A 25562-nucleotide genomic window follows, 5' to 3' on the forward strand; every position below is an offset into this window, starting at 1 on the left:
TCGGGCTTTTTTCCCTTACAGAGGCCCCCCAGTCACAACACTGCTGATCTTTGCAATACCAATGTTGCAAGCCCTTGCTCCCATTGGGTTTGCGCGCTTGCGCACAGCTTTCTGCGCCTGAACATCGATACAAACACCATGTTTGGTGAACAGAAACTGTATACAAAACTTGTCTTCAACCGCTATGATGGATTTATGGAAACTTCCACCACCAGTTTCATTGTCGAAAGCCTGACCAAGGCCATCGTCGAGCATCGCCTGATGCCCGGCACCAAGCTGGCCGAGCAAAAGCTGGCCGACCACTTTGGAGTTTCCCGCACCCTGGTGCGCCAGGCCTTGTTCCAGCTTTCACAAAACCGTCTCATCCGGCTCGAGCCCGCCCGCGGCGCCTTTGTGGCCACGCCTTCGGTGGACGAGGCGCGCCAGGTGTTTGCCGTGCGCCGCATGCTCGAAGCCGAGATGGTGCGCAGCTTTGTCAAGCAAAGCAGCGCCGCCAAGATTCGCGCCCTCAAGCAGCATGTGGCTGCCGAGAAAAAGGCCATGGAAGCCAATGACGTGGGCCAGCGCACCGAACTGCTGGGCGACTTCCACGTGCGCATGGCCGAGCTCATGGGCAACGAGGTGCTGGCTCAACTGCTGGGCGAGCTGATTTCCCGCTGCGCATTGATCACCCTGATGTACCAGTCTGCATCAGCGGCCGAGCATTCGCACGAAGAACATGCCGACATCGTGACCGCGCTGGCTGCGGGCGATGCCGAACATGCGGTGCAGCTGATGCAGCTGCACCTGGACCACGTGGAAGCAGGCCTGACCTTCGACCGCGATTTGCCAACGAACGATTTGTCGATGGCACTTTCATCCGTATCCCTATGACTTACGATTCCACCGCCTCCTACCCACGCGACCTGATTGGCTACGGCCGCAACACGCCCCATCCCGAATGGCCCGGCAAAGCCCGCGTGGCCGTTCAGTTCGTGCTGAACTACGAAGAAGGCGGTGAGAACCATATCCTGCATGGCGACCCCGGCAGCGAGCAGTTTCTGTCGGAGATGTTCAATCCCGCCAGCTACCCGGCCCGTCACATGAGCATGGACGGCATCTATGAATACGGCTCGCGCGCCGGCGTCTGGCGCATTCTGAAAGAGTTCGAAAAGCGCGGCCTGCCGCTGACCGTGTTCGGCGTGGGCACGGCGCTGCAAAAGCATCGCGAGCTGGCCCAGGCCTTTGACGAGCTCGGCCACGAAGTGGCCTGCCACGGCCTGAAGTGGATTCACTACCAGAACGTGCCCGAAGAGATCGAGCGCGCCCACATGCAGCAATGCGTGGACATTTTTGAAGAGCTGTACGGCGCGGGCGGCGACCACGGCCTGGGCTGGTACACCGGCCGCGACAGCCCCAACAGCCACCGCATCGTGGCCGATGCTGGTCGCTTTACCTACGACAGCGATTACTACGGCGACGACCTGCCCTTCTGGATGAAGGTCGCCAAGAGCGACGGCACGACGCACAACCAGCTCATCGTTCCCTACACGCTGGACGTGAACGATATGCGCTTTGCCCTGCCCCAGGGTTACTCGCATGCCGATCCGTTCTTCCAGTACATGAAGGACACATTCGATGTCCTGTACGCCGAGGGCAATGCCAGCGGCGACAACGCCCCCAAGATGATGAGCATAGGCATGCACTGCCGACTGCTGGGCCGTCCCGGCCGGATTACAGCGCTGCAGCGCTTCCTCGATCACATCCAGAAGCACGACAACGTGTGGGTGTGCCGCCGTATTGATTTGGCTCGTCACTGGGCCGAGCGTTTCCCTTGCAAGGATTGATTGCGACATGGCTTTGACCCTGGAACAACTGAATGCCGCCGATGCGGCCACCGCCACCGACCTGCTCGATGGCCTGTACGAGCACTCGCCCTGGATTGCCGCCAAGGCACTGGAGCAGCGACCCTTCAAGTCCATGGCGCATATCAAGCACGCCATGGCCAAGGTGCTGGCCGAGTCCAGCGAGCAGGCCCAGCTCGACCTGATCCGCGCTCACCCGGAGCTGGCCGGCAAGCAGATGGAGACCAACACGCTCACCGCCGAATCGACGAATGAGCAGAAGAAGGCTGGCCTGACCAACTGCACGCCCGAAGAGCTGGAGCACATCCGCAAGCTCAATGCCGAATACGGCAAGCGCTTCGGCTTCCCCTTCATCCTGGCCGTGCGCGGCGCGCGCGGTCTGGGTCTGAGCAAGGCCGAGATCATTGCGACCTTCGAACGCCGCATGTTCAACCACCCTGCCTACGAACAGGCCGAGGCACTGCGCAACATCCACCGCATCGCCGAGATCCGCCTGAACGACAAGTTCGGCTACGAGCCCGTCGAAGGCAACGAAGTCTGGGACTGGCAGGAACGCCTGTCCACCAACAGCGACCCCGGCTACGCCGAAAAAGGCCAGCTGACGGTGACCTATCTGACCGACGCCCACCGCGCCTGCGCCCAGCGCATCAGCCACTGGATGCGCGAGATCGGCTTCGACGAGGTCGAGATCGACGCCGTGGGCAATGTGGTGGGCCGCTACAAGGCCGCCACCGAAGGCGCCAAGACCCTGCTGACCGGCAGCCACTACGACACCGTGCGCAACGGCGGCAAGTACGACGGCCGCCTGGGCATCTTTGTGCCCATGGCCTGCGTCAAGCAACTGGCCGAGCAAGGCAAGCGTCTGCCCTTCAACATCGAAGTGGTGGGTTTCTCGGAAGAGGAAGGCCAGCGCTACAAGGCCACCTTCCTGGGCTCGGGCGCCCTGGTGGGCGACTTCAAGCAGGAATGGCTGGAGCAAAAGGACGCCGACGGCATCACGCTGCGCGAAGCCATGCTGCATGCCGGCCTGTGCATCGACGATATCCCCAAGCTGGAGCGCGACCCCGCCAAGTACCTGGGCTTTGTGGAAGTGCACATCGAGCAGGGCCCCGTGCTCAACGAGCTGGACATTCCCCTGGGCATCGTCACCTCCATCAACGGCAGTGCCCGCTATGTCTGCGAATTCATCGGCATGGCCAGCCACGCAGGCACCACGCCCATGGACCGCCGCCGCGACGCCGCCGCCGGCGTGGCCGAGCTGTCGCTGTACATCGAAAAGCGCGCCGGCCAGGATGGCGACAGCGTGGCCACCATCGGCCAGCTGAACGTGCCTTCAGGCTCGGTCAACGTGGTGCCCGGCCGCTGCCAGTTCTCGCTGGACCTGCGCGCGCCCACCAACGAACAGCGCGACGCCATGATCAACGACATCATGGCCGAGATGGCTGCGATCGCCGAACGCCGCGGCCTTCGCTACACCACCGATCTGTCCATGAAGGCAGCGGCTGCGCCCAGCGCTCCCGAATGGCAGAAACGCTGGGAAAACGCTGTCGACGCACTGGGCGTGCCCCTGTTCCGCATGCCCAGCGGCGCCGGTCACGACGCCATGAAGCTGCACGAAATCATGCCTCAGGCCATGTTGTTCGTGCGCGGCATGAACGCCGGCATCAGCCACAACCCGCTGGAAGCCTCCACCTCCGACGACATGCAACTGTCCGTGGATGCCTTCACCCACCTCCTCCACCAACTGGCTCAAGAACAGCAATGACCAATATGAATCAAGACAAGCAAGCCACCTACGCCGCCATCGATGCATGGATTGACGAGCACTTCGACGAAGAAGTGAAGTTTCTGCAGGCCATGGTGCAAGTGCCCACGGACACGCCTCCCGGCAACAACGCACCCCACGCCGAACGCACTGCCGAGCTGATCAAAGGCTTCGGCTTCGACGCCGAGAAGCACGTCGTGCCCGAAGCCGACGTCAAGGCCTATGGCATGGAGTCCATCACCAACCTGATCGTGCGCCGCCCCTACGGTGACGGTGGCCGCACCATCGCCCTGAACGCCCACGGCGACGTGGTGCCTCCGGGCGAAGGCTGGACCAAGGATCCCTACGGCGCCGAGATCGAAGACGGCAAGCTCTATGGCCGCGCCGCTGCCGTGAGCAAGAGCGACTTCGCCTCCTTCACCTTCGCCGTGCGTGCTCTGGAAGCCGTGGCCAAGCCCTCCAAGGGCGCGGTGGAGCTGCACTACACCTACGACGAAGAGTTCGGCGGCATCATGGGCCCCGGCTGGCTGCTGGAAAAGGGCCTGACCAAGCCCGACCTGATGATCGCAGCAGGCTTCAGCTACGAAGTCGTTACTGCTCACAACGGCTGCCTGCAGATGGAAATCACCGTGCAGGGCAAGATGGCGCACGCCGCCGTGCCCCACACCGGCGTGGACGCGCTGCAAGCCACGGCCGTGCTGCTGACTGCTCTGTACGGCGAAAACGTCAAGTACAAGCAAGTCACTTCGCAAGTGCCCGGCATCAAGCACCCCTACCTGAACGTCGGCCGCATCGACGGCGGCACCAACACCAACGTGGTGCCCGGCAAGGTCATGCTCAAGATCGACCGCCGCATGATTCCTGAAGAGAATCCCGTGGAAGTCGAAGCCAGCATCCGTGCTGTGATCGCCAAGGCCATCGAAGACTTCAATACCCAGGGCGGCTACACCGGCGAAGACGCCGTGCGCGTGGACATCAAGCGCCTGCTGCTGGCCAACGCCATGACCCCCCTGGACGGCAACAAGCCCCTGGTGGACGCCATCCAGAAGCATGGCGAAGCCATCTTCGGCGAAGTGCCTCCTGCAGTGGGCACGCCTCTGTACACCGACGTGCGCCTGTACGTCGAGCGCGGCATCCCCGGCGTGATCTACGGCGCCGGCCCCCGCACCGTGCTGGAATCGCATGCCAAGCGCTCCGACGAGCGCCTGGTGCTGGAAGACCTGCGCCGTGCCACCAAGGTGGTGGCCCGCTCGCTGGTGGACCTGACTGCCTGAGCACCAAACACCGTTTGAACGCCTAGCCTTCTTCTGTCTGGATGGAGGTTTTTCAAGGAGCCGGGATTCGTCCGGGCTCTTTTTTTATGTGCGCGACACCAGCAGGCCGGCGGGCATTTGCTCGGCATGGCTCAGGTCCACATGGCTGGCCAGAAAATCCAGCACCGCCCGCGTCCTTACTGGCAACTGGCCGGGCTTGCCCACATACACGGCATGGATGGGCTGCAGATCCCCGGGATTGAATTCCTCCAGCAACACCTGCAGCCTGCCCGCATGCAAATCGTCCCAGGCGTGATAGAGCGACAGCCGCGCCAGGCCCACCCCGGCCTTGGCCAGATTGGCCATGGCTTCGCCATCGTTGACGCGCAGCACCTCCCCCATGCTCACCGTCACCGCCTTGCCCGCCACCACAAACGGCCAGTGCGGTATGGCTCGCGGGTAGTTCCAGCCGATGCGCACATGGCCTGCCAGCTCATCGGGATGCGCCGGTCTGCCAAAGCGCTGCAGATAGTCCGGCGAGGCCACGATCACCTGGCGCGTGTGCCCCAGCTTGCGCGCCACCATGTCCGAAGACGGCAGCTCTCCCCAGCGCAAGGCGATATCGGCGCGAGCCGCTATCAGGTCCACGACATGATCGGTAAAGCTGAGGTCCAGCTGCAGGCCCGGCCAGGTCCGCATCAGCGGACCGACCAGAGGCACCAGCAGGCGGTTGCCCGTGGACGAGCTGGCATTGATGCGCACCACGCCGGTGGGCTGGCCCTGCCGGGTGACCGAGGATTCCAGCGCCAGCCAGTCCGCCAGCAACTGCCGGCCCTGCTCCAGCAACTGCTCTCCCTCGGCCGTCAGCTCCAGCCGCCGGGTGCTGCGGCGCAGCAGTTGCACGCCCAGCCGGGTTTCGAGCCTGGCCACGATCTTGCTGACCGCCGAGGGCGAGACCTCGCGCAGACGCGCCGCTGCCGAGAAGCTGCCCTGCTGGGCCACCTGCACAAAGGTCTGCAGCTCCACAAAGCGGTCCGCGCTGTGCTCCTGCAGCGAAGGCATAGCCATGGAATTCTTCATGAATCACATCATAAAGATGCCATTTATTCCCCACAGGAACAAATGCATGTCCGCATCAAGGGCTAGCGCACCTTCTGCCACAGGTTCACAGTTCAGCCCTTCGCGGAATTTTCACAAGGACGTTTTCATGCCTGCAGCATTGCTTGCTCTGGCCGCCGGTGCCTTCGGCATCGGAACCACGGAATTCATCATCATGGGCCTGCTGACCCAGGTCAGCCAGGATCTTCATATCTCCATCCCCACGGCGGGCACGCTGATCTCGGGCTATGCCGTGGGCGTCGCCGTGGGCGCTCCCGTTCTCACTCTGGCCTCGCGCCGCTGGCCGCGCAAGCTGCTGCTGCTGAGCCTGATGCTGCTGTTCATCGCCGGCAATGCCGCCGCCGCCCTGGCGCCCAGCTATGGCTGGCTGCTGGCAGCACGCGTGCTGACCTCGCTGACCCACGGCACCTTCTTCGGCGTGGGCGCAGTCGTCGCCACGCAACTGGTGGCGCCCGAGAAGAAAGCCTCGGCCATCGCGCTGATGTTTTCCGGCCTGACCCTGGCCACGCTGCTGGGCGTTCCCTTCGGCACCTGGATCGGCCAGCACTGGGGTTGGCGCATGGCATTTGCCAGCGTCAGCGGCATAGGCGTGGTCGCACTGCTGATCCTGCTGCGCCATGTGCCACGCGCACTCAGCATGCCCAGCCCTCAGGGCCTGACCCAGGAGCTGACCGTGCTGCGCAATGGCGCCATGTGGCGTGGTCTGCTGTTGACGGTGATCGGCTTTGCCGGCGTCTTCACCCTCTATACCTATATAGAGCCGCTGCTGACCCAGATCACGGGAATGGACAACCGCATGATCGCCTTCACCCTTCTGCTGTTCGGGGCGGGCCTGGCCCTGGGCAACCATGCGGGCGGCAAGCTGGCCGACCGCTTTGGCGTACAGCGCGCACTATGGGTATCGCTGGCCGCCCTGATGCTGGTGCTGATCGCGGGCCGCTGGATGTTTGCCAGCACGCCCCTGGCCATTGCCTTTGTGCTGCTGCTGGGCATTGCCGCCTTTGCCACCGTGGCGCCGCTGCAGATGGGCGTGCTGCAATCTGCAGGCGAGGCCGGCATGAATCTGGCGTCCAGCCTCAATATCGCTGCCTTCAATCTGGGCAATGCCCTGGGTGCCTGGCTAGGCGGAGCGGTGATCGCGCAGGGCATGAGCCTGACTTGGCTGGCCTGGGCTGCCGCCATGCCTGCAGCAGCAGCGCTGCTCATGGCCAGCTTCGCGCCACGTCAGAGCAGTCCAGCTCAGACTTCGGCCATGGCGGCGGGAATGCACTGAAACTCAGGCGCGACACCAAGGCGGCACAAGGCGGCAGCCTGCCTGCAGCAACGCAAACGAACTCCACTCCAAGGCGACCTCAAGGTCGCCTTTTTTGCTTGCGCAGCAACTCGGCATGGTTTTTGCAGCAGCTTAGGCCCCATGGCAAGGCATGAACTCTTTGCAGGCCCCATGCACGCTTTTGCACAGCGGTGCACCAATTCTGGGCTTGACGCCTTTTTTTTCACCTTCTTCAACGCTAATGCATGCAAGCTGCCTCAAGGTGGCAACGCACTTTCTTTCACTAGATGTTTCAAGACCCGAAACCTGCGCACGCATAACCGGAGCCAGATCCCTTGCAATTGCATATCGCGCAATTTTTGCTATTAAAAACAAAGCATCAATCGCTTGATATCAAATGATTTCAATATGTTTCATTCTGAAAATTAGAAAAACAAAGAGTCAGAAGCTACACATTTAATAGCAATCAGTAATTACCTTAGATGGTTATGCGCGAAAAACATAACTATTGACATCCCATCCAGAAACTGAATTTTGAGCAGGGTTTACCGCTAGATGCTGTGCGTTATGAGCTGTATACACTTTTTGTATGGATTGCATGCCATTCGCGAATCGCATGCCAACCTGAAGCCAATATAGAGTGAGGAGACATGTTTTTATGACATCCCAAGTGCATCCCGTGGATGAGGTTCTGCCATTTGGCAAGCTCACCGCCTTAGGTCTGCAGCACGTTCTGGTCATGTATGCCGGCGCCGTCGCCGTGCCGCTGATCGTGGGCCGTGCCCTGAACCTCCCCCCTGAGCAGGTCGCGCACCTGATCTCCGCCGACCTGTTCGTCTGCGGCCTGGTCACCCTGATCCAGGCCATGGGTGCGACCCAGTGGTTCGGCATCAAACTGCCTGTGATGATGGGCGTGACCTTTGCCAGCGTGGCCCCCATGGTGTCCATGGCACAGAGTACCGGCGGCAATGCCGGCGCAGGCCTGATCTTTGGCTCGGTGATAGGCGCGGGGGTGATCTCCATCCTCATTGCGCCGCTCATCAGCCGCATGCTGCGCTTCTTCCCACCGGTCGTGACCGGCACCATCATCGCCGTCATCGGCATCAGCCTGATGCGTGTGGGCATCAACTGGATCTTCGGCAACCCCGTGGGCCCGACCGCCCCCTCCGTGCCCAACCCCGAGCACCTGAAGTGGCTGGCCGAGGCCCAGGCCATGGCCGGCGCTCCCGGCTCCTCGCTGCCCGCCATCCCCAAGGGCTTCTCGGTGCTGCCCACCATGCCCAACCCCAAGTACGCCGATCTGCAAGGCGCGGCGGTCTCGGGCATCGTGCTGCTGTCCATCCTGCTGATCGCACGCTTTGCCAAGGGCTTCCTGGCCAATATCTCGGTGCTGATGGGCATCTTGATCGGCGGCGTGATCTCCGTGGCCATGGGCCTGATGAACTTCGAGAAGGTCGCCAAGGCCGAGTGGTTCACGCTGGTACTGCCCTTCCAGATCGCCATGCCCGTCTTCGACCCCATCCTGATCCTGACCATGAGTCTGGTGATGGTGGTCGTGATGATCGAATCCACCGGCATGTTCCTGGCCCTGGGCGACATGGCCAAGCGCGACATCACACAGGACGAACTGACCCGCGGTCTGCGCACCGACGGTCTGGGCACCCTGATCGGCGGCATCTTCAACACCTTCCCCTACACCAGCTTCTCCCAGAACGTGGGTCTGGTGGCCGTGACCGGCGTGCTCAGCCGCTGGGTCTGCGTGGCCGGTGGCGTGATCCTGATCGTTCTGGGCGTGCTGCCCAAGATGGGCGCGCTGATCGAATCCCTGCCCACCGTGGTTCTGGGCGGCGCGGGTCTGGTGATGTTCGGCATGGTGGCCTCCACCGGCATCCGCATCCTGGCCAACGTGGATTTCCGCAACAACAAGAACAACGCCATGATCGTGGCAGTGTCCATCGGCGTGGGAATGATTCCTCTGGTTGCCCCTAATTTCCGTCAGTGGATGCCCCATTCCATCCATCCGCTGATTGAATCCGGTATCCTGCTGTCCTCGATTACCGCCGTGGCATTGAATCTTTTCTTTAACGGAGCCGCCAAAGACGACAGCGCTGCCATCAACGCAGCACGTGAGGCTGACGCTCACTAAACGCCAGCCCGAAGCAAACGCTGGCTTACCCGCCGGCCCAAGCCCCCTGCCGCCCCACAGTGCGCCAGGGGGTTTGTTGTCGATATAGTTGAAGCAAAACAGACCTGACTCAAAATGCTTCTTGCCATCCGGTAAGCTCCGAGAAGCAACTTGCTGATAAATATTTCGTATGACACAAAACCTGTCCTCCGCCGAACAAGCCCTGCGCGATGCGGCCCGCGAATACCACCGCAGCCCCGTCAAAGGCAAGATTTCCGTCACTCCTACCAAGCCCCTGTCCAACCAGCGTGACCTGTCCCTGGCCTACTCGCCAGGCGTGGCCTATCCCTGCCTGGACATCGAGGCGGACCCCTCCACTGCGGCCGAATACACCTCGCGCGGCAACCTGGTCGGCGTGATCACCAACGGTACCGCCGTGCTGGGTCTGGGCGATATCGGCCCGCTGGCTTCCAAGCCCGTGATGGAAGGCAAGGGTTGCCTGTTCAAGAAGTTTGCCGGCGTGGACGTGTTCGACATCGAACTGGCCGAGCGCGATCCCGACAAGCTCATCGACATCATTGCCTCGATGGAACCCACCCTGGGCGGCATCAACCTGGAAGACATCAAGGCTCCCGAGTGCTTCTACATCGAGCAGGAGCTGTCCAAGCGCATGAACATTCCGGTGTTCCATGACGACCAGCACGGCACGGCCATCATCTCCAGCGCCGCTTTGCTCAATGGCCTGGAACTGGTTGGCAAGGACATCGGCTCCGTCAAGGTGGCCGTCTCCGGAGCCGGCGCGGCAGCCATTGCCTGCGTCGACGTGATGGTGGGCCTGGGCATCAAGCGCTCCAATGTCTACATGGTGGACTCCAAGGGCGTGATCTACGAAGGCCGCCCCGGTGGTCTGGACGCCTCCAAGCAGCGCTACGCGCAGAACACCGAAGCCCGCACCCTGGCCGACGTGGTCGACGGCGCCGACGTGTTCCTGGGCTGCTCGGCTCCCGGCGTGCTGACTGCCGACATGGTCAAGACCATGGCCGACAAGCCAATCATCCTGGCCCTGGCCAATCCCGAGCCCGAAATCCGCCCCGAACTGGCCAAGGCCATCCGCCCGGACTGCATCGTGGCCACCGGCCGCTCCGACTATCCCAACCAGGTCAACAACGTCCTGTGCTTCCCCTACATCTTCCGTGGCGCGCTGGACTGCGGCGCCACCAAGATCACCGAAGCCATGAAGCTGGCCTGCGTGCGTGAAATCGCCGCCCTGGCCAAGCAGGACGTCAGCGACGAAGTCGCCGCCGCCTACCAAGGCAAGGAGCTGACCTTCGGCCCCGACTACCTGATCCCCACGCCCTTCGATACGCGCCTGATCCTGCGCATCGCTCCCGCCGTGGCCCAGGCTGCCGCCGAATCCGGTGTCGCCACCCGCCCCATCGAGGACATCGCCGCCTACCGCGAAAGCCTGACCCGCTTCGTCTACCAGACCAGCATGTTCATGCGCCCCGTGTTTGCAGCCGCCAAGGCCAATCTGCAGCGCGTGGCCTATGCCGAAGGTGAAGACGAGCGCGTGCTGCGTGCCGTGCAGGTTGCCGTGGACGACGGCCTGGCCAAGCCCATCCTGATCGGTCGCCCCGCCGTCATCGAAGCCCGCATTGCCAAGGCCGGCCTGCGCATGCAACTGGGCAAGGACGTGGAAATCTGCAACCCCGAAGATGATCCCCGCTTCCGCCAGTACTGGGAAACCTATCACAAGCTGATGGGCCGCAACGGCGTCACCCCCGAAGCCGCCAAGGCTGCGGTGCGCCGCTCCAACACCCTGATCGCTGCCCTAATGGTGCATCTGGGTGATGCCGACGCCATGCTGTGTGGCCTGGTGGGCCGTTTCGACAGCCACCTGGCCCATCTGGAAGACGTGCTGGGCCTGAAGAAGGGCACCAACGAGTTCGCAACGGTGAACGCCGTCATGCTGGAATCCGGCACGCTGTTCGTGGCCGACACCTACATCAACGACGCTCCCAGCGCCGAAGAACTGGCCGAGATCGCCAAGATGGCTGCCGACGAAGTGGCCCGCTTCGGCCTGCCACCCAAGGTGGCTTTCCTCTCGCACAGCAACTACGGCTCGTCCACACGCGGCTCGGCCCGCAAGATGCGCGCTGCACGCGACCTGTTCGCTGCCGCCAACCCCGGCATCGAATGCGATGGCGAAATGCATGGCGATGCGGCCCTGGACGCCAACGTGCGCAGCCACTCACTGCTGGAGTCCTCGCTGACCGGCGCAGCCAACGTGCTGATCTGCCCCAACCTCGACGCCGCGAACATTCTGTTCAACGTGCTCAAGACCACGGGCGGCCATGGCACCACCATCGGCCCAATCCTGATGGGCTGCTCGGCTTCCGCCCACGTGCTGACCCCCTCCTCCACCGTGCGCCGCGTGGTCAACATGACCGCTCTGGCAGCAGCTCAGGCCATCGCACTGCGCAGCTGATCCTGCGCAATCTCTCGGGCATCCCGCCCGAGGCTGCAACAAAACGCCCTTAGGGGCGTTTTGTTTTGCCCCATGCCGAGCCTTGAGCTTTGAGCCCTGCGTTCATTCACGGCGGCCTATATCGCGCGCAGCAAACGATCATGGCAAACGCCATGGTGAAAAGTGAACGCCAGTCGCGATACAGCAGGCTCCATACGCTATGGTTTTCATAGACAAAGCAAAATGCATGCAATGCCGAACGGCACACAATCCTTGTGTAGAATCCTGCCATCCGGAGGTTTGGGTGAGTGGTTTAAACCAGCAGTCTTGAAAACTGCCGAAGGAGTGATCCTTCCGTGAGTTCGAATCTCACAGCCTCCGCCACATTGAACTAAGTCGTTGAAATCGCTTCAGATCAAGGAGTTTTACTCCTGAAGTGGTACAAATGACTGGTACACAGCGGCAGCAAAAGGTTCGGTCAGCAAAGGACGCTGACATGCCAACCTACATGCGCAAGGACGACCACGGTTATCGTTTCCTTCGTCCCATCCCCCAAGATTTGCGCCCACGTTTCGCAAAAGCCAACTTCGTTAAAAGGCTCGGGCGAGACTACAAAAAGGCCAAAGAGCTTTGCGCCTTGCTGACCGTGCAAACAGATCGCGAGCTTGCCGCAGCTCGATCCAACCAAACGCAAGCAACTTCCATCGGCTCTTTCTTGAAGCTGCCCCGTAAGACGCGGCTTAAAAGTCTCTCCATCAGTCCAGAGCTCCCAGGGCAAATCGCTTCCCTCTTTCTGAGCACGCTAGACGCGGATGCCCAAGCACGCAAAGAGGGGATGAGCGATGAGGAGTTCGAATCGCTGGATGCGAACATCCAGGAAATGCTCCCCCTCATCAACCGAGCAGTAGCTTCAGGAAATGTTGGCAGATTCCACGAATTCGTGAACCAGCTCATGGTGTTTCGTGGCTATCAATTAGAGGCAACCGACGCGCAATGGCAAGCACTCACCTACGAAGTGCTGACACATGTGAAAACTGGGTACAAAACTCTCGCGGCTCGACAGCAAGGCGAATCCCTCGGATCACCTGATCTTTCAAAACTGCCACCGCCGCTTGAAGCAGTATGGGAGGCGCAGCCAGAACGCGCGCCGACTCCACAGGTAAATCGTTTGGCAGACATCACACCTCACTACAAACGCTATCTATCCCCAAAATATCCCAAAACCCAGTCTACTTATCTGTCGATTTGGCAGCGATTTGTTGACTTCGCAGAGAACAAGCCCCTGCATTTGGTTAGCTCAGATGATGTCTACAACTTCCTGGAAAACCGTCTGCAAGACAAAGAAGCGGCTTGGAGCTACAAGTACGTAGCAGGCCGCGTAAAAAGAGCTTTGCACACTGCATTTGGTATTGGGAAAACAAAGAAACTCATCAACAACAACCCAGTGGTAGAACTAGATGTGATGCCTACTGTCGACGCCAAGCAAGAAAAACTTCGCCAAAAGCCCCGCTTTCCTTATCAGTCCGACCACCTCAATAAATTATTTGCATCAGACTGGTACAACCCGAACTCGTCAGCTTGGCGAGGCAAGATGAAAGACGATCTTGGGGCTCGCTACTGGATTCCGCTCATCTGCATGTGGCATGGATTACGCGTCAGCGAGGCAGCTCAAATACAAGTAGAGGATGTGCTACTCAAAGACTTAGGTATCTTGATTCAAGATGGAGAAACCGAGTTTGGCCCTGCTCGAGCTCTTAAAAATGAAGCATCGATGCGTGTCGTACCGATTCACCATGTTCTTATACAACAAGGTTTTGTCGACTTCGTCCGCAGCGTCATGAACCACTATTCGAAGGGCCCCCTCTTCCCGGCAGCCCTTCCTGAATGTGATGGAAAATCACCCAAGTGGGGACGAGCATACGAGCAGCCATTTGTTCGTTTTGTACGGGATAAGTTAGGTTTCGGTAGCGGCTATGGCAATCACAGCTTCAGACACTCTCTGGAAGACAGAATCAGAGCAGCAAACGTTGAAGACCAATGGCCTAAAGGGCTAGCACAAGCCTATACAGGCCGAGCATCAGTGCGCCCCCAAGACAAAGGCGAAATCGAAAAAGAAGGTAGTGAAAGACACTATGGATATGGATACGAACTTGAAGCGTTCAGACCCTACATCCAACGAATCACCTACCCTAATGTAAAGCTTCCACCCCCCTTTAAAGATTGGCTCCAAGGGAGAGTCATCATAAGTAAGCGACTGCTTTCACATGTGCAGCGATGGAGAGAAGAGACCCATAAGACCCCGTAGCTTAATGAGGCGCAGGCTTCAAAAAAAACAGTCACGATGCTCATCATCCTCTAACTTGCGCGCTATACAGGTTTGAGGGCAGATTTTGGAAGGCAAGTGTCTGTGCAAAATAGGCTCTCATGTGTCATGAAGTTTCCTCACCTCTCTTGGCCCGGCTTTTGCCGGGCCTTTTTTCATCCCCGATGCTGCATCCCAGCAGGAGGAAACATGCTTCAAAGTAGCTACAAGTGAATCGCCCCGGGGGCGATTCAGCGAGGACAGCACCCAAGGTGAACTGAGGCTTCATGGATGCGTTTCCTCCTCTTCTTCCCTGGGCGTTACTGTCCGGGATCTTTTGCGTCCCTGGCTTGTGTCCTGGCCGTTTCGGCGGTATTCAAGACTCCAAGCATCTAGCCGTGGGAATAGCCCGAAGTAGCATCCCCTGAAGTGCGGGCATGGTCCCAGCAAGGCCCGTAGAGCACGCGTCAGCGGGCGGACGGGCTGCGCAGCGCCCCAGCGCGGAGAGCACCCGCAGGGACGCGCAGGCCTCACGGCCGTAGCGGCTGACTGGCCCCCAGGCCAGGCAGTGCATAAGGGGGAGCCGCCGGATCTACGACGCCCTCAGCGTCGAGGCGCCCCAAGCGCCGGTGGGATCGGCGGGGGTGCTAGCACCCCGGCCCCGGGCGCAGCTCGGGCAAATCGATTCGTAAAGGTGAGGCCGACAGCTTGCTGGGGCCGAGGCGGTGCGCCCTTTGGGGCGCATGAAGAAGCGGTTTGCCCGAGCTCGCTCGGGGCCGCAGTGCAGCACGGCACTAGCCGGGCAGTTGGGGGTAGGCCGTCCAGGCCGTGAAGCCCCCGACGGTGCACGCAAGCAGGACACGAAGTGCCTGCGCGCAGACGGTTTTTGCAAAAAACCGTCGTAGTGTCTTTGGGGCCCGTAGGCGCTGCCCTGGATCTTGGCAAGGGCTGGGGACTCCGAGCACGAAAAAATCAGGCGAGGACACCTTTCCGACGTTGTCCGAGAACGAGAAAGTGGCCTGCAAATACAGAGTGATTTCGATGGCAGCCAAGCACAGGTGGAGGGTCCCTTCCGACTTTATGCAACCTTGAGCCGTATAAGTACCGAGGCATCGGTATATCTGGCAGACATGTGCACGGCGCTATACGCTTGTATGAATACACGCAACAAAGGCGCTGCATACCGCCTACAAGCCCTGCACCTCCTGGCTGCAACGGGGTACGCATCCACTCGCCAAGTCGCCCGCCATCTCTGGGGACGATGTGATGAGAACTCGCGCCGTATGGCACGCCGCACGCTCACGTGGCTGCTCAATCGGAAGCTCGTGGTGAGCAAGCGGGAGTCCGTCTGGAGCGTCAGCGCCGGCAGCGGTGAGCTACTGTATGCACTGAATCGTGCGGGCGTCAACGTAATCAAGCAGCACGGCAACAGCCTGATAGCAGAGAAAGCGCATGCTCGGGACTACATCCGGCATGCTCACAGCCATCGCTCGGCGTGTAACAGCGTCTATGTCGCTTGGCCAACTGACGAGGTGTTCTCGGAGCTGAGCGTGCGGGCCGGGGAGTGTGATCTAACGCGCTTCGAGTATTGCCACAAGGAAGAGCAGATAGCAAAAATCCCCGATCTGGTGGCTGTCGAGGACGGCCGTTTCGTCTGGATAGAGGTCGAAAACTCATGGCGAGGTGAAGGCGATCTTGCGAAGCTGATTGACTGCATGCGCATGATGTTTGGGCGAGATCACGGAATCTCGCGAATGCACTTCGTTGTGACGTCACCGGCTGCTCGCACAATTGGAAAACGGATCAAAAACCGGCTCACGCATAGGCCTGAAACAGGCTGGCCAAGACAGATCAAGGAGCTTGATGCACGCATCCTCGCTTTGCATATCGCTGTGTCCGAGCTCGATCCGGAAACGCTTGAACTGCGAGAAATTACACTGTAATAAGAAAAAAAACCCATCTTGATATGGGATTTTTCAGAAGCTACTTCGCAGTGCGTATTCTGGATGAGTTGACCGCCTGTGCCGATTGCGGCTGACCAGTCCGCTGGTCGTGACTGAGTTCGGCCGAGGCTGTGTGAAAACTCGTCTAAGTAAGAAATTTAGGGGTCATCTAACCCTTCGCCCCGACGAGTTGGGATGACCTCCTCATGTCAACTTTCATAAGCTTCGCGTGTGCTATAGATGAGCCGGTATGGCTTTAGGGAATGTCTGCTCAGGGTTGACATGCGACTATCGCAGCTCGGCCAGTGGCAGTCCTTGAAGGCACTTCCCGAATTGACTGCTCCTGGCTGTGGATTCAACCGGTCGATGCAACACAATGACCGCCTCTGGCGGAAGGAGTGTTGGAATGAAGCGAAGACCGCGGATTTACTACACCGAAGCTCAGAAGGCCCTGATGTGGGACCGCTGGAAAGCTGGTGATACCTTGCACGAGATCGGCAAGCTGTTTGACCGACCGCACACATCCATCCACACCATCCTGAGTGCAACGGGTGGCATCCGGCCTCGTGCAAGACGCCGATCTCACTTGACTCTGTCTCTGGCAGAGCGCGAGGAGATATCGCGCAGTTTGGCCGCAGGTGAGTCCGTCCGCTGTGTAGCCAAACGCTTGAAACGAGCAGCGTCCACCATCAGCCGTGAACTCCTGCGTAACGGCGGCAAGACTTGCTACCGAGCTACAAAGGCAGACGAGGTGGCCTGGGAGCGAGCACGCCGCCCAAAGACGTGCAAGTTGGCCTGCAACCCTGAGCTGGCGCAAATCGTGGCGGGTAAATTGCAGAGTCAGTGGTCGCCAGAGCAAATAGCAGGGTGGCTCAAACGAACTTGCCGGTTGCGGCTGACCACTCCGCTAGTCGTGACCAACCGAGTTCGCAGCCAGAAGCTGTTGTCCAGCGCATGACAGCGAACGACAGGTTGAATCGCACCGGCTTCCGTGGAGGCTCAACTCCTGAGAGGATTGAGTCATGAACACTAAAGCTGCTCGTTTTAGCCCCGAGGTACGTGAACGTGCCGTACGTTTGGTGCAGGAATGCCAAGCGGATTACGCATCACTGTGGGGTGCATGTGAGTCGATAGCCCCCAAGATTGGCTGCTCTGTTAGCACCCTGCATGGATGGGTGCAGCGCAAAGAAATAGATGCAGGCCAACGGCCAGGGTTGACCACGGATGAACGTGAGCGACTCAAGCAACTTGAGCGAGAGAACAAGGAGCTGCGCCGAGCCAATGACATCCTCAAGGCTGCGAGCGCTTTTTTTGCGCAGGCGGAGCTGGACCGTCGCATCAAGAGCTAATTGACTTTGTAGACCAGTATCGCGATGCCTATGGGGTCGAGCCAATTTGTAGGCTGCTGCAAATTGCCCCATCGGGCTACAGGCGCAGGGTTCAGCAAAGAAACTGCCCGTGGCTGCGCTGTAAGCGCAGTCAATCGGACGAAGAACGCTGCACCCATATTCAACGTGTGTGGCATGCCAACTGGCAGGTTTATGGGACGGTCAAAGTCTGGAAGCAGATGCACCGAGAGGGCTTACCCATTGCCCGCTGCACCGTACAACGACTGATGCGCAAGCTGGGCCTGAAAGGCGCAAGGCGTGGCAAGAAGGTGCGCACAACACGTCCAGATGCAGCAAGGCCATGCCCGCTAGACCTCGTCAACCGCCAGTTCACAGCTCAGCGCACTGACCAACTTTGGGTCGCAGACTTCACCTATGTATCAACGTGGCAAGGGCAGATGTTTGTGGCCTTTGTGATTGATGTGTATGCCCGCCGCATAGTGGGCTGGCGGGTTAGTAGCCACATGCGCACGGACTTTGTGGTGGATGCTTTGGAGCAGGCGCTGTATGCAAGGCGGCCTTCAAGTGACACGGAGCTCATTCATCACTCCGACAGGGGCAGTCAGTACGTTTCCATTCGCTACACAGAACGTTTGGAGGAAGCTGGCCTGATGCCTTCGGTGGGTAGCACTGGAGATTCCTACGACAACGCTCTGGCCGAAACCATCAACGGGCTTTACAAAACGGAGGTCATCTACAAGCGAGGGCCGTGGAAAACACGGGAATCACTGGAGCTGGCAACACTGCAATGGGTGCACTGGTTCAACCACGGCAGATTGCTGGAATCCATAGGACATATACCGCCAGCGGAGGCTGAGGCAAACTACTGGCGGCAAGTTGCCAAGACCGTGCAGGCTGACGCCTGCACTTCAACAAACTAGCCTCCACCAAACCCGGTGTGATTCACAATGGGCCATAGCATTGAGGCAGCGCAGTGGATGGCAAAAAGCTGTCGTGGCTCTTGCCAATAAAAATGCTCGCATCCTCTGGGCGTTGATGACACGTCAGCGCAGCTACGAAACCAACCATATCAGTACCAGGCCAAGCGAGCTCATCGCTTAAGCCCCAATCCTTAACTTGCCAGACGTGAAATCAAAGATGCAATAGACAGGTCAGACCAGCAGCAGACAAGCTCGCTTGTTGCATTGTGAGTCCAAGGACATCACGAGATTTGAATGGAGCCCTGCTGCGCGGTTTGTTTCTTGGGGCGCACACCAAAGTGCAAAACCCCGTCTGTAGATGTGCAGTCTGTTCCTCGTTTTACGCATCGTGATCACACGGCAGTCAGGTCTATCAAAAAAGAAAACCATCAGCGCTTGCTTTTATGGGAAGTCTCTGTAATGCAACAACGCCGCCCACGAAAAAAATCGCATCGCATTTCATCGGTAAAAAATTGATCTATTGAGATCGAAAATGATCGATGTCATGAATATTTCATGATCCATTGATAAATTTCAATCATGAAATTTGCAAAACCATTCAAAACTGTCATCTTTGATCTGGATGGCACCTTGCTCGACAGTTGGCCCAGCTTGCAGGCCACGCTGCACGAGGGCTTAAACAGCCGCACGCTGGATATGCCCTCTCTCAAGCTCGAGTTGAGCGCAGGCATCGCTCCCATGTTGGCACTGGCTGCTCAACAAGCGGATCTTCGAGGCTCCGAACAAGAAGCAGCGCAAACCCAACTCATGCGCAGCTACCTGAGCCGCTTTGTGCTGAACGCCACCGTGTACCTGGGCGTACCCGAATTGCTGGCCCGACTGCAAGCTCAAGGCCTGAAGCTGGGCATCTGCACCAACCGCGACCGTGCAAGTAGCCTGCAACTGCTGCGCCACCACCAACTTAGCGATTTTTTTGAAGCCGTGGTCTGCATCGATGACACACCTTTTCCCAAGCCCAGCCCCGAGCCTTTGCATACCTGTCTGCAACTGCTGGGTGCCACACCATCCGAGACCTTGTTCGTAGGTGACTCGGGAATCGACGCCAGCTGCGCACACGCCGCGAAAGTTGCTTTTGCAGCCCATGTACGCGGCTATCACCGCAATATGCATGAGCTTGAGCCCAGCGTACTGAGGTTTGATGCTTATGAGCAGTTGAACGACATGTTGGAGGCTTGAAGCCATGGCTGACATCCACCTTCGTAGCATTTCTAAACGCTATGGCGACACGACCATCCTCGATCAGTTGGACTTACAGATTCACGACGGAGAATTTTTGACCTTGCTGGGTGCGTCTGGCTGCGGTAAATCAACCTTGCTCCGCTTGCTCGCTGGCCTCGAAGCACCAGACAGCGGTGACATTCAAAGCCAAGGCCAAAGCATGCTGAGCCAAAAACCTGCACAGCGCGATTGCGCCATGGTGTTTCAAACCTACGCGCTGTATCCACACATGACTGCAGGCGAGAACATTAGTACGCCTTTGCTGATGCGCAAGCTCTCGTTTTGGCAGCGCCTGCCGGGCATAAAGTACCTCAACCCTTCGGTACGTGCTCTTCGCAACGAGATTGAGCAAGAGGGTAAACAGGTGGCGCAGGTCTTGGGCATTGAGCACCTGTGGCAACGCAAGCCTTCGCAGTTGTCGGGCGGACAGCGACAACGCGTAGCACTCGCTCGCGCCATGGTACGCAAGCCTTCGCTGTTTTTATTCGACGAGCCTTTGTCCAACCTCGACGCCAACTTGCGTCAGGCCTTGCGCGCCGAGATTCGCGCGTTGCACCGCAAACTCGGCGTAACCTTTGTGTACGTGACGCACGACCAACACGAAGCCATGTCCATGTCTGACCGTGTGGCTGTGATGAAGAACGGAAAGATCTTACAGCTCGACACCCCTGAGGCTTTGTTCAAGCGCCCTGCCAGCCAAGAAGTGGCGAGCTTCGTGGGCTCACCTCGCATCAATCTGTTGCCGCTTTCTGCGGTGAAGCTGAATGATGGTGTGTTGCCGCCAACTTCGGCCGTTGTCGTAGGCATTCGCCCGCACCAATTCATGTGGACAACACAAACAGGTTGCTGGAGCGTTTTGGCACAGGTGCAGTCGGTAGAGTACGCGGGCAGCGAAAAAGTAGTGGTGGCACAAGGCGAGCATCACGAAGCCATGACCATACAAACCGAGGCCACCCAGCCAGTACATGAGACACAAACCGTCACCCTATACATACAGCCTTCAGAGCTGATATTTTTTGATGCGCATGGTCGCCGTCTGGAGGCATAAGCATGCACATCTCACGTCTGCAAACCTCGCTCATGCTGCTACCCAGTTTGATCTTGACGGTTTTGCTGCTGCTGGTGCCCATGTGCCTGGTGGCAGTGATGTCGCTGACCGACTGGCAGTTTGGATCCGACCAGTTTGCATGGGTCGGCCTGGACAACTACCGCGAACTGTGGGACGACGCAGGATTTCGCAAGTCCTTTACCAACACGGTGCACTATCTGCTGTGGGTGTCACTGGGCAGCATCACCGTGGGTTTGGTCAGCGCCTTGCTGGTTGAAAGCCATACAAGTTGGCGCGGCTTCTACCGCACGGCACTATTTTTGCCCGTGGCCTCTACCCTCATTGGCATGGCGGTGGTGTGGCAGTTCATATTGCACCCCACGATGGGATTGCTCAATCAGTTGCTCGCATTGATTGGGGTCGGGCCCTTCAACTGGCTCAAAGATTACGAACTGGCGTTACCAACGTTGGCTGCCATTGGCATCTGGCAAATGTCAGGCTTAGCCATGGTGATGTTTTTGGCGGGTCTCAAAGGTATTCCAGATGAGCTGCGCCAAGCTGCTTGGCTTGATGGTATGTCACATCCGCTGGATCGCATGTTTCGCCTGACCTTACCTTTGCTCGGCCCCACCATGTTGTTCGTGGTGACGATCTGTGCCATTCGCGCCCTACAGGTATTCGACACCGTGCATGTGATGACACAGGGTGGTCCCAACAAGGCCACCGATGTGCTGCTGCACAGCATTTACGCCGAAGGATTTGGATTTTTCAAGATGGGCTATGCCTCGGCTATGACGGTCGTGTTTGTGACCGGCATCTTTGTGCTCACGCTTATTCAGCACAAGGGCATGGAAAAAAGGACGCACTACTGATGATGGCCGATCCCTTATCCCCCTCCTTGGCCAGCCGCTTTGCGCGCCATGTCGTGTTGATGAGTCTAGCCCTCATTTATCTGCTGCCTTTTGTGTGGATGCTATCGATCTCACTCAAGCCCGCGAGTGAGATTTTCGATGCAGGTTTTAACCTCATCCCCCGCGAATGGGCTGCCTGGGAAAACTACAGCGCAGCGCTCACACGCGTACCGCTGCTGCGATATTTGCTCAACGGTGTGGTGGTGTGCGCTGGCATTTTGGTCGTACAAATTGCGCTGGCATTTCCGGCCGCCTACTGCTTCGCCAAGATCAAGTTTCGCGGCCATGACCTCGCATGGGGCTTAACCATGCTGTCACTGATGGTGCCATTTCAGGCCACTGCCATTCCGCTGTACATCTTTTTGTATCACTTAGGTTTGCTCGACAGCTACTCGGCCTTGATCCTGCCCTTCATCGCGTCTGCCTTTGGCATGTTCATGTTCCGGCAGTCCATCAAAAGCATTCCCGATGACCTCATCCACGCCGCAAGGCTAGATGGCATGGGTGAGTTCGAGTTGGTGTGGCGCGTGCTGCTGCCGGCCTGCATGCCTACCGTGATCGCTTTTTCGATCTTCTCGGTGGTCTGGCACTGGAACGACTACTTCTGGCCCCTGCTCGTCATCAATACCCAAGACCTCGCTACACCCCCGCTGGGAACCATGTTCTTTGCCAACGAAGAAGCCGGCAACGATTACGGCCCGCTGATGGCCGGCACGGTACTGATCACCATTCCCCTGGTTGTTTTTTTCTTGTTCGCGCAAAAGCGCTTTATCGAAGGTGTCACCTTTTCAGGTGTCAAAGCTTGAAGGAAGTCATGATGAAACTGAAATTCATTGCAGCTGTTACAACCGTGCTCTGCACCATGGGTGCTGCCCATGCCGCCAAAATCGAGCTCGTGGTGGACTACGTCTACCCTGAGATGTTCAACGAGACTCAAGAAGTCATCGCCAAAAAGTTCAACGAGAAGTTCCCTGATTACTCGGTCAAGTTCCGTGCACCCACGCCTGACTACGAAGTGGCCGCCCAGCAAGCACTACGCCATGCAGTGACCAAGCAACTGGCCGATGTGTCTTTTCAAGGTCTGAACCGCCAGCGCATCTTTGTGGACCGCGGCATTGCTGTGGATCTGAAGCCCTTCATCCAAGCCGAAAAGAACTGGGACAAGAGCGGCTACAGCGCATCGCTGATGGAGCTGGGGCAAATTCAAGGCAAACAGGTCGGCATTGGCTTTGCTCTGTCCACCCCCATCGTCTACTACAACATGGACTTGGTGAACAAGGCAGGTACCACCGTCGATCAACTGCCCAAGACCTGGGACGATATCATCAAGCTCGGCGAAGCTTCACGTAAAGCCAGCCCACAAACGGGCGGCATTTACTTCGACTGGGGCATCACCGGGAACTGGTTGTGGCAGGCGCTGCTGTTTGCCGATGGCGGCAAGATTCTCGACAGCACCGAAAAGAAGGTGGCATTTGACGATGCCAAGGGCCTCAAAGCCATGAACACCATGAGCTCCATGGTGCAAAACGGCACCATGGCCAACATCAGCTACAAAGAAGCAGCGCAAATGTTTGCGGCTGGCAAGCTGGCCGTGCTGTCGTCGTCCACCTCACGCTTGGGCGTGATGGAAAAGCAAATTGGCGACCGTTTCAAACTGGTGACCGGGATGTTCCCCGTAACCACTAAAGGCGGCAAAGTACCTGCAGGAGGCAACGTAGCCATGATGTTTGCCAAGGACCCCGAGCGCCAAAAGGCCGCGTGGGAGTTCATCAAGTTCGCCACCGGCCCCGAAGGAGCCACGGTTATGACCAAAAACACCGGCTACTTCCCAGCCAACACCTTGCCAATTGACGACCCCAAGGCACTCAAAGGCTACTACGAAAGCAACCCCAACCAGTACACCGCGGTGAAGCAGATTCCTTGGTTGACTGGCTGGTATGCCTTCCCTGGCCAGAACGGCTTAAAAATCACTGACGTAATTGATGACCACGTGCAAACTGTGTTCGACCGCTCGAAGCAACCCGCCGATGCACTCAAGGCCATGTCTGCCGACGTGCAAAAACTTCTCGACTAAACATCAGAACTGCACGCTTTGGAGCATGCGCTTGCACGCCTTGTGTGAGCACATGCCCCGACCTCACGCAGCCTAGCCCCCAGCACGCTAACAGCCACATCACTGCCCATGCCTCATTTCGACAAATACATCCACCTGACAGACACACACCTCGTGCAAGACGGCAACGGCCTGTTATACGGACTGAACCCTAAGCAACGCCTGCAGCAAGCCGTGGCCCACATTCAGCAACACCATGCCGATGCACGTGCGGTGTTCATCACAGGCGACTTGACCCACTACGGCCACGAGCAAGCCTATGTGCATTTACGCGAGTGCCTAAGTGGCTTGTCCATGCCCGTCTACCCCATCTTGGGCAACCACGACAGCCGCAACAACTTCCAGCAGCACTTTGCCCACATTGCACGAGACGAGCACGGCTTTGTGCAATATGTGCTTGAACTCGAACATCAAACCGCCATTTTTCTCGATACCAACGAGCCTGGCGTGCACTGGGGCGTGTTTTGCGAGAAACGTGCTCTTTGGCTGCGAGCTCAGCTTGAGCAAGCTAACAAGCCCGTGTTGCTGTTCATGCACCACCCCTTCTTCCCTATTGGCATAACCAGCATGGACAAAATCTCCTTGCTGAACACCAAACCCTTTGAAACTGCCATCGAAGGACTTCAGCACAAGATCGCACACTTCTTCTTTGGACACATCCATCGCCCGATTTTGGGATCCTTCAAAGGTATCCCCTACTCCACCTTGCGGGGCACCAATCACCAAGTGGCATTGGTGTTACAAGACCCCTCGCTGCGCATCGTGGGCAAAAACGAAGGTCCCCAATACGGCGTGCTGATGCTTTCGCCCGAGCAAGTACTGATCCACCTGGAAGACTTTTTGGACCAAGAGCCCACTTACCTGCTTGGTGGCTAATGTTGCACACCGCTGCCTCGTAACAACCAGTAAGCGCTAGGTGGACGAATGTCATGTGCAAGCCCAATCGACATCGTGGATCAACCACTTGCTGAGTGGCGCGCACGTGCTTGATGTATCGCATCACAGGGTGATAGGCTATGCTTGGTAGCGCAACTAGCCGCTCAGGCAGCGACTACCACCTCCACTCCTTGCTGGCGAAGGAGATTGAGGATGTCGGGGTCGGCCTTCGCATCGGTGACTAGCCGTTGTACCGAAGACCAGTCGTTAATGCGGAAGCTGGCAAAGGCGTGTAGCTTGGTGTAATCAGCCAGCACCGTTACGCGGCTGGCAGCGCCCATGAAGGCCTTGTTCATGTCGGCGTCTTCCGGGTCACGCATGTAAATTCCTTGGGCAGACAATGCATGCACGCCCAAGAAGGCCTCACGCACTTGCAGATGAGGCAGGCCTTCGTCGCTGGGGCGGCTGACAGTGGCTTGTTTGCGGGCATCTAGGCGGCCGGCCAGCACGTAGACATTAGCGTGCAGCCCTTGCCCGAGCACGTTGGCCACGGAAAGGCCATTTGTGATCACGTACAGATTCTGATGACCTCGCAAAGCTTGAGCCAGCGCGTGGGCCGTAGTGCCTCCGTTGATCAGAATATTGTCGCCATCGCTAATGAACTGGGCTGCGCATTCCGCAATCGCCGCTTTCTCCTGTGCCTGCTGATCGTTGCGCTCGCCATAGTTGTACATCTCGTAACGCGCAGAGCCTTCGGCAAAGACCTCCTGAGCGGCTATGGCACCACCGTGGGTACGTTCCAATAGGCCGAGCTCGCCCAGTTCAATGAGGTCGCGCCGGATGGTTATGGGGGAAGTGGAAAAGACCTTGGCTAGGTCCTTGACGGTGACCGAGGTGGTCTCTTGCATGCGCGCCAGAATTTTCTGTTGTCGTTCAGCCTTGAACATGAAGCGTCTCTCCATAGGAGCATTGTCGG

General features: G+C 58.5%; 18 protein-coding genes, 1 tRNA gene, 1 pseudogene and 1 other annotated feature. Of the genes and pseudogenes, 18 read left to right on the plus strand and 2 right to left on the minus strand.

Translation table 11 applies throughout. The features are described from left to right. Window positions 1–195: 195 nt before the first annotated feature. From MPZ60_RS19170 to MPZ60_RS19185, 4 genes are read left to right on the plus strand one after another with little or no spacing between them, the layout of a single operon-like run. Entirely contained in the window at window positions 196–873 is a 678-nt protein-coding gene (locus tag MPZ60_RS19170; RefSeq protein ID WP_019043607.1) for a GntR family transcriptional regulator, read from the plus strand. Continuing rightward, a complete protein-coding gene (gene puuE / locus MPZ60_RS19175; RefSeq protein WP_149353970.1) occupies window positions 870–1826 on the plus strand; it encodes an allantoinase PuuE in 957 nt (318 codons plus the stop codon). The genes MPZ60_RS19170 and puuE overlap by 4 nt, the downstream gene beginning before the upstream one ends. Before the next feature lie 7 nt (window positions 1827–1833). Next, window positions 1834–3609, plus strand: coding sequence for a 2-oxo-4-hydroxy-4-carboxy-5-ureidoimidazoline decarboxylase (uraD, locus tag MPZ60_RS19180; protein WP_034359668.1), 1776 nt, complete (start codon window positions 1834–1836; stop codon window positions 3607–3609). Further along, the gene (locus MPZ60_RS19185; RefSeq protein WP_003063718.1) at window positions 3606–4883 is read left to right on the plus strand and encodes a M20/M25/M40 family metallo-hydrolase; all 1278 of its coding nucleotides are present in this window, start codon (window positions 3606–3608) and stop codon (window positions 4881–4883) included. Before uraD ends, MPZ60_RS19185 begins: the two co-directional genes overlap by 4 nt. 84 nt (window positions 4884–4967) lie before the next feature. On the opposite strand, the gene MPZ60_RS19190 is transcribed toward MPZ60_RS19185, so the two are convergent. Continuing rightward, the gene (locus MPZ60_RS19190) at window positions 4968–5942 is read right to left on the minus strand and encodes a LysR family transcriptional regulator (protein WP_052057704.1); all 975 of its coding nucleotides are present in this window, start codon (window positions 5940–5942) and stop codon (window positions 4968–4970) included. A 127-nt stretch (window positions 5943–6069) separates the two neighbouring features. On the opposite strand from MPZ60_RS19190, the gene MPZ60_RS19195 reads away from it, so the two are divergent. The 14 genes and pseudogenes from MPZ60_RS19195 (at window position 6070) to MPZ60_RS19265 (ending at window position 24586) form a co-directional block, all read left to right on the plus strand. Further along, window positions 6070–7254 carry an MFS transporter gene (locus MPZ60_RS19195; RefSeq protein WP_034359670.1) on the plus strand — a complete coding sequence of 395 codons (1185 nt, stop codon included), beginning with the start codon at window positions 6070–6072 and terminating at the stop codon, window positions 7252–7254. Between the two features lie 658 nt (window positions 7255–7912). After that, window positions 7913–9400: a nucleobase:cation symporter-2 family protein gene (locus MPZ60_RS19200; RefSeq protein WP_034359673.1), complete on the plus strand. Its 1488-nt coding sequence runs from the start codon at window positions 7913–7915 to the stop codon at window positions 9398–9400. Between the two features lie 169 nt (window positions 9401–9569). Further along, window positions 9570–11867 (plus strand): NADP-dependent malic enzyme, encoded by a 2298-nt coding sequence (locus MPZ60_RS19205; protein WP_034359675.1) that lies wholly within the window; start codon window positions 9570–9572, stop codon window positions 11865–11867. Between the two features lie 273 nt (window positions 11868–12140). Beyond that, window positions 12141–12230, plus strand: a tRNA-Ser gene (locus MPZ60_RS19210). A 61-nt stretch (window positions 12231–12291) separates the two neighbouring features. Then, complete coding sequence (locus MPZ60_RS19215; RefSeq protein WP_242882026.1) at window positions 12292–14151, plus strand: DUF6538 domain-containing protein; 1860 nt, start codon at window positions 12292–12294, stop codon at window positions 14149–14151. Window positions 14152–15302: 1151 nt separating this feature from the next. Then, window positions 15303–16091 (plus strand): replication-relaxation family protein, encoded by a 789-nt coding sequence (locus MPZ60_RS19220; protein WP_187427977.1) that lies wholly within the window; start codon window positions 15303–15305, stop codon window positions 16089–16091. A 406-nt stretch (window positions 16092–16497) separates the two neighbouring features. After that, window positions 16498–16974 (plus strand): annotated as a pseudogene (locus MPZ60_RS25270) (transposase); the annotation flags it as partial. 139 nt (window positions 16975–17113) lie between these two features. Next, window positions 17114–18360, plus strand: a protein-coding gene (locus MPZ60_RS19230; protein WP_229227497.1) for an IS3 family transposase whose coding sequence is annotated in 2 segments (ribosomal slippage) — window positions 17114–17405 and window positions 17405–18360 — 1248 coding nt in all. Because the reading frame shifts where the segments join, the coding sequence is not laid out codon by codon here. Continuing rightward, window positions 17395–17511, plus strand: a sequence feature (AL1L pseudoknot). Its footprint overlaps the gene before it by 117 nt. A 579-nt stretch (window positions 18361–18939) precedes the next feature. Then, on the plus strand, window positions 18940–19596 hold the full coding sequence (locus MPZ60_RS19240; protein WP_019042131.1) for an HAD family hydrolase: 657 nt from the start codon (window positions 18940–18942) through the stop codon (window positions 19594–19596). 4 nt (window positions 19597–19600) lie between these two features. Further along, window positions 19601–20686, plus strand: a complete 1086-nt coding sequence (locus tag MPZ60_RS19245; RefSeq protein ID WP_019042132.1) for an ABC transporter ATP-binding protein — start codon at window positions 19601–19603, stop codon at window positions 20684–20686. Window positions 20687–20688: 2 nt separating this feature from the next. Then, on the plus strand, window positions 20689–21558 hold the full coding sequence (locus MPZ60_RS19250; RefSeq protein WP_019042133.1) for a carbohydrate ABC transporter permease: 870 nt from the start codon (window positions 20689–20691) through the stop codon (window positions 21556–21558). Then, complete coding sequence (locus MPZ60_RS19255; protein ID WP_019042134.1) at window positions 21558–22403, plus strand: carbohydrate ABC transporter permease; 846 nt, start codon at window positions 21558–21560, stop codon at window positions 22401–22403. Before MPZ60_RS19250 ends, MPZ60_RS19255 begins: the two co-directional genes overlap by 1 nt. Before the next feature lie 8 nt (window positions 22404–22411). After that, window positions 22412–23671, plus strand: a complete 1260-nt coding sequence (locus tag MPZ60_RS19260; protein WP_029158307.1) for an ABC transporter substrate-binding protein — start codon at window positions 22412–22414, stop codon at window positions 23669–23671. Window positions 23672–23779: 108 nt separating this feature from the next. Continuing rightward, window positions 23780–24586, plus strand: a complete 807-nt coding sequence (locus MPZ60_RS19265; protein WP_019042136.1) for a phosphodiesterase — start codon at window positions 23780–23782, stop codon at window positions 24584–24586. Window positions 24587–24750: 164 nt separating this feature from the next. On the opposite strand, the gene MPZ60_RS19270 is transcribed toward MPZ60_RS19265, so the two are convergent. Next, the gene (locus MPZ60_RS19270; protein WP_141567796.1) at window positions 24751–25533 is read right to left on the minus strand and encodes a DeoR/GlpR family DNA-binding transcription regulator; all 783 of its coding nucleotides are present in this window, start codon (window positions 25531–25533) and stop codon (window positions 24751–24753) included. Window positions 25534–25562: the final 29 nt, after the last annotated feature.

Origin of the sequence: Comamonas sp. 7D-2 (assembly GCF_022749555.1) — a bacterium.
Lineage (GTDB): Bacteria > Pseudomonadota > Gammaproteobacteria > Burkholderiales > Burkholderiaceae_C > Comamonas > Comamonas thiooxydans.

Excerpts from the sequence above, each read along its gene's own strand:
- MPZ60_RS19170 (WP_019043607.1), top strand. The coding sequence starts at position 196 with ATGGAAACTTCCACCACCAGTTTCATTGTCGAAAGCCTGACCAAGGCC.
- puuE (WP_149353970.1), top strand. The coding sequence starts at position 870 with ATGACTTACGATTCCACCGCCTCCTACCCACGCGACCTGATTGGCTAC.
- uraD (WP_034359668.1), top strand. The coding sequence starts at position 1,834 with ATGGCTTTGACCCTGGAACAACTGAATGCCGCCGATGCGGCCACCGCC.
- MPZ60_RS19185 (WP_003063718.1), top strand. The coding sequence starts at position 3,606 with ATGACCAATATGAATCAAGACAAGCAAGCCACCTACGCCGCCATCGAT.
- MPZ60_RS19190 (WP_052057704.1), bottom strand. The coding sequence starts at position 5,942 with ATGAAGAATTCCATGGCTATGCCTTCGCTGCAGGAGCACAGCGCGGAC.
- MPZ60_RS19195 (WP_034359670.1), top strand. The coding sequence starts at position 6,070 with ATGCCTGCAGCATTGCTTGCTCTGGCCGCCGGTGCCTTCGGCATCGGA.
- MPZ60_RS19200 (WP_034359673.1), top strand. The coding sequence starts at position 7,913 with ATGACATCCCAAGTGCATCCCGTGGATGAGGTTCTGCCATTTGGCAAG.
- MPZ60_RS19205 (WP_034359675.1), top strand. The coding sequence starts at position 9,570 with ATGACACAAAACCTGTCCTCCGCCGAACAAGCCCTGCGCGATGCGGCC.
- MPZ60_RS19215 (WP_242882026.1), top strand. The coding sequence starts at position 12,292 with ATGACTGGTACACAGCGGCAGCAAAAGGTTCGGTCAGCAAAGGACGCT.
- MPZ60_RS19220 (WP_187427977.1), top strand. The coding sequence starts at position 15,303 with ATGAATACACGCAACAAAGGCGCTGCATACCGCCTACAAGCCCTGCAC.
- MPZ60_RS19240 (WP_019042131.1), top strand. The coding sequence starts at position 18,940 with ATGAAATTTGCAAAACCATTCAAAACTGTCATCTTTGATCTGGATGGC.
- MPZ60_RS19245 (WP_019042132.1), top strand. The coding sequence starts at position 19,601 with ATGGCTGACATCCACCTTCGTAGCATTTCTAAACGCTATGGCGACACG.
- MPZ60_RS19250 (WP_019042133.1), top strand. The coding sequence starts at position 20,689 with ATGCACATCTCACGTCTGCAAACCTCGCTCATGCTGCTACCCAGTTTG.
- MPZ60_RS19255 (WP_019042134.1), top strand. The coding sequence starts at position 21,558 with ATGATGGCCGATCCCTTATCCCCCTCCTTGGCCAGCCGCTTTGCGCGC.
- MPZ60_RS19260 (WP_029158307.1), top strand. The coding sequence starts at position 22,412 with ATGATGAAACTGAAATTCATTGCAGCTGTTACAACCGTGCTCTGCACC.
- MPZ60_RS19265 (WP_019042136.1), top strand. The coding sequence starts at position 23,780 with ATGCCTCATTTCGACAAATACATCCACCTGACAGACACACACCTCGTG.
- MPZ60_RS19270 (WP_141567796.1), bottom strand. The coding sequence starts at position 25,533 with ATGTTCAAGGCTGAACGACAACAGAAAATTCTGGCGCGCATGCAAGAG.